This is a genomic window from Marisediminitalea sp. (assembly GCF_984433645.1).
On sequence record NZ_CFIDRX010000289.1, the window covers coordinates 1 to 2543 of the forward strand.

At 48.8% G+C, this 2543-nt stretch carries 4 protein-coding genes; all 4 read right to left on the minus strand.

Translation table 11 applies throughout. The features are described 5' to 3' along the window. On the minus strand, window positions 1-580 hold a 580-nt coding region (locus AC4MRN_RS20410; RefSeq protein WP_491204359.1), incomplete at its 3' end, for a Slp family lipoprotein. A 284-nt stretch (window positions 581-864) separates the two neighbouring features. Further along, entirely contained in the window at window positions 865-1158 is a 294-nt protein-coding gene (locus AC4MRN_RS20415) for a hypothetical protein (protein ID WP_491204360.1), read from the minus strand. Between the two features lie 147 nt (window positions 1159-1305). Further along, window positions 1306-1986, minus strand: a complete 681-nt coding sequence (tsaB, locus tag AC4MRN_RS20420) for a tRNA (adenosine(37)-N6)-threonylcarbamoyltransferase complex dimerization subunit type 1 TsaB (RefSeq protein WP_491204361.1) — start codon at window positions 1984-1986, stop codon at window positions 1306-1308. Next, window positions 1983-2543 (minus strand): ATP-dependent DNA helicase (locus tag AC4MRN_RS20425; RefSeq protein WP_491204362.1); only part of this gene is annotated, 561 nt, incomplete at its 5' end. The genes tsaB and AC4MRN_RS20425, both read right to left, overlap by 4 nt.

The window sequence follows — 2543 nt, forward strand, 5'->3', positions numbered from 1 at the left end:
GGCGATTTTGGTTGTAGTGATAGAAACTGAATCCCGCTCTGTAGCCCGGATGGTAGAGTCCCCATGGACCCCAGTAACGTGGATAGAAGGGTGAATACCAGCCACCGTAGAAATCAAAGAACATGGAGTTCGTATTATACAACTGCTGATTGCGCCACAGGTGATAGTCCTCAACCATTAAGGCCGGGAACATATAGGGTTGCTCACCAACCATACCAGCAAGAGGTTGAGAAACCGTACCAACAAATGTTGCTAACCGTCCTTCTGAGAAGACTATCGGGTCAACAAAATTATTGATCACCGCCTTAAAGCGACCAGGCGTTTGCTCGGTGGTAATTGGCTTGGCGTAATGATTGAGTGGAAAGTACACCATCTCGATGGTGGTCTTGTTGTCTTTGTTTTCGACACTGGTAATAATGCCGCCCCAACGGGCCTGCTTACCGATTACCTGCTCTCCTGCAACTACCGCTTTAGAATAGCCAACGAGAGATTCGTCATCAGAGACTTTGATAGGATCGGGAACAATAGCACAGCCAGACAGGCTTAACACGGCCGCTATGATAAGTGCGCGGTAGAACATAAAACACCCCTTGTAGTTGTGACGAATAATAAGGGAAGTACCAGATAAATGCTAAATTAAACTGGACTTAACACGCGTCTGTCAGAATAACTCAAGCGTCACCTTTCAGACCCCTTCCCTGTTTACCCCCGTCAATCCTTTATCGATCACAGATATTAGTCCCCTTGGAACAATGGGGCCTAATGCGCATTGTTAATATTATCTGAAAGTTAGCTGAATGAAAGCTGAATTAGACTTTTGGTTTAAATGTGAATTTTTTGTAACTAAAACTGAAACTGGCGTCGTTAAGCGTATATATCCACGCCCATCATTTGACGGACAGAATCGCGTTTAGTTTCACGCTCAAAGCTCAGGTATTCACGAACGGCTTGCTCTGCGTGAGGCGCAGGTTTGTCGTAGCCCGCTTTGGTACGAAATGCCTCTGCTTTTGCAAAAGAAGCCTCGTCGCCGCTGATGACAACCGCATTGTCTTTCTGCTTAGCTGACTGTTCAGCTTCAGGGATAATGCGCTTGACTGGCTTCGGCCGGTTGTCACTGCGATCGATTACCGGCGCCTGGGTTGAATGACTAATGTCCATCGGGTTAAGTCTGTCGGTTGTCCAATTTAGCCTGAGTTAAAAACACCGACGAGATATCGGCACGTTTGCAATGATTCAAATAACGATTGCTGTATTTCAAATAGCGCTCGAATTAATTTGAAAAACAAATGCAATTTTCAGGCCTGACTATTCTCTGCCTGGTAGCTTTTTCCAGGTGACGGTGTCGCGCAAATACACCGGCGTAATGGATTCCGCAGTCATTGTTTCTCCGGCCTCGTAAGCTCGCTCGACGAGAGGCAGCATGTGTCTGGCATAAGGATATGTTACCGATACCACGGCTTCGCCCTGTGCCTCGGTCAGTGCCGGGTAAGCCTGCCACCCCGTGCCAGCGAATACGCTGGTTTGTTCGGTAACCTGAGTCGCCGCTTGTTCAGGCGGCAGTACCTGTTCCTCACCCAGCAATTCAGCAATGCCATTGATGTTTTGATAGCGCGCAAAATACACTTCGCTCATGCGGGCATCTATCGCTACGGCAACATTGTCTGCGGACTGGCTGGAGATAACCTGTTGCGCCATTGCGTGTAACGTACTCACACCAACTACAGGCAGTTTAGCACCCAGCGCCAGCCCCTGAATGATACCCGTAGCAATACGCACGCCAGTAAAACTTCCAGGTCCACGACCAAAACCCAGAACGTCCAGCGATTTCATTTTTGCGCCGGCTTCCTGCATAACCTCATCCACCATCGTTAGGATCTTTTGACTATGCTGCTGCGGGCAAACCTCATAACGGGTATACACTTTGCCATTGTACTGAAGTGCAACAGAACAGGCTTCAGTAGCCGTATCTATGGTTAACATGTTCATGATTTGGTCTTCTTCTTATCGCTTTGACGATGTTGGGTTTTAACTAAAAAAGATTCTACTTCGGCAAGATCACGTGTGCGCTTCATTGGCGGTAAGCTGCCCAGGAAAGTCTGCGCATAAGGTTTAGTGACCAGGCGATTATCGCAAATCACCAATACACCGACATCTTCGGGATCGCGAATAAGTCGCCCTGCGCCCTGCTTCAATGTGATAACCGCCTGCGGGATCTGAATACTGCCGAATGGATTACCGCCGTTCTTTTTACAGTCTTCCAGACGCGCTTGCAATAAGGGATCATCGGGCGCTGCAAATGGCAGTTTATCGATAAGGACACAAACGAGATCGTCGCCCCTTACGTCGACGCCTTCCCAAAACGCCCCTGTGCCGAGTAACACCGCTTCCGGGTCAGCCAGGTACTGGGTTAACAACGCCTGTTTGGAGGTGCTGCCCTGTACTAAAATCGGGTTGCTGATTTTATCTTGCAGTGCGGCGGCTACCTCTTGCATAGCCTTGTGACTGGTAAACAGCAGAAAGCAACGCCCATTGCTGGCTTTCAC

What these genes read in the sequence shown, in the direction of transcription:
- AC4MRN_RS20415 (WP_491204360.1), bottom strand. Translation starts at nt 1,158, where the DNA reads ATGGACATTAGTCATTCAACCCAGGCGCCGGTAATCGATCGCAGTGAC.
- tsaB (WP_491204361.1), bottom strand. Translation starts at nt 1,986, where the DNA reads ATGAACATGTTAACCATAGATACGGCTACTGAAGCCTGTTCTGTTGCA.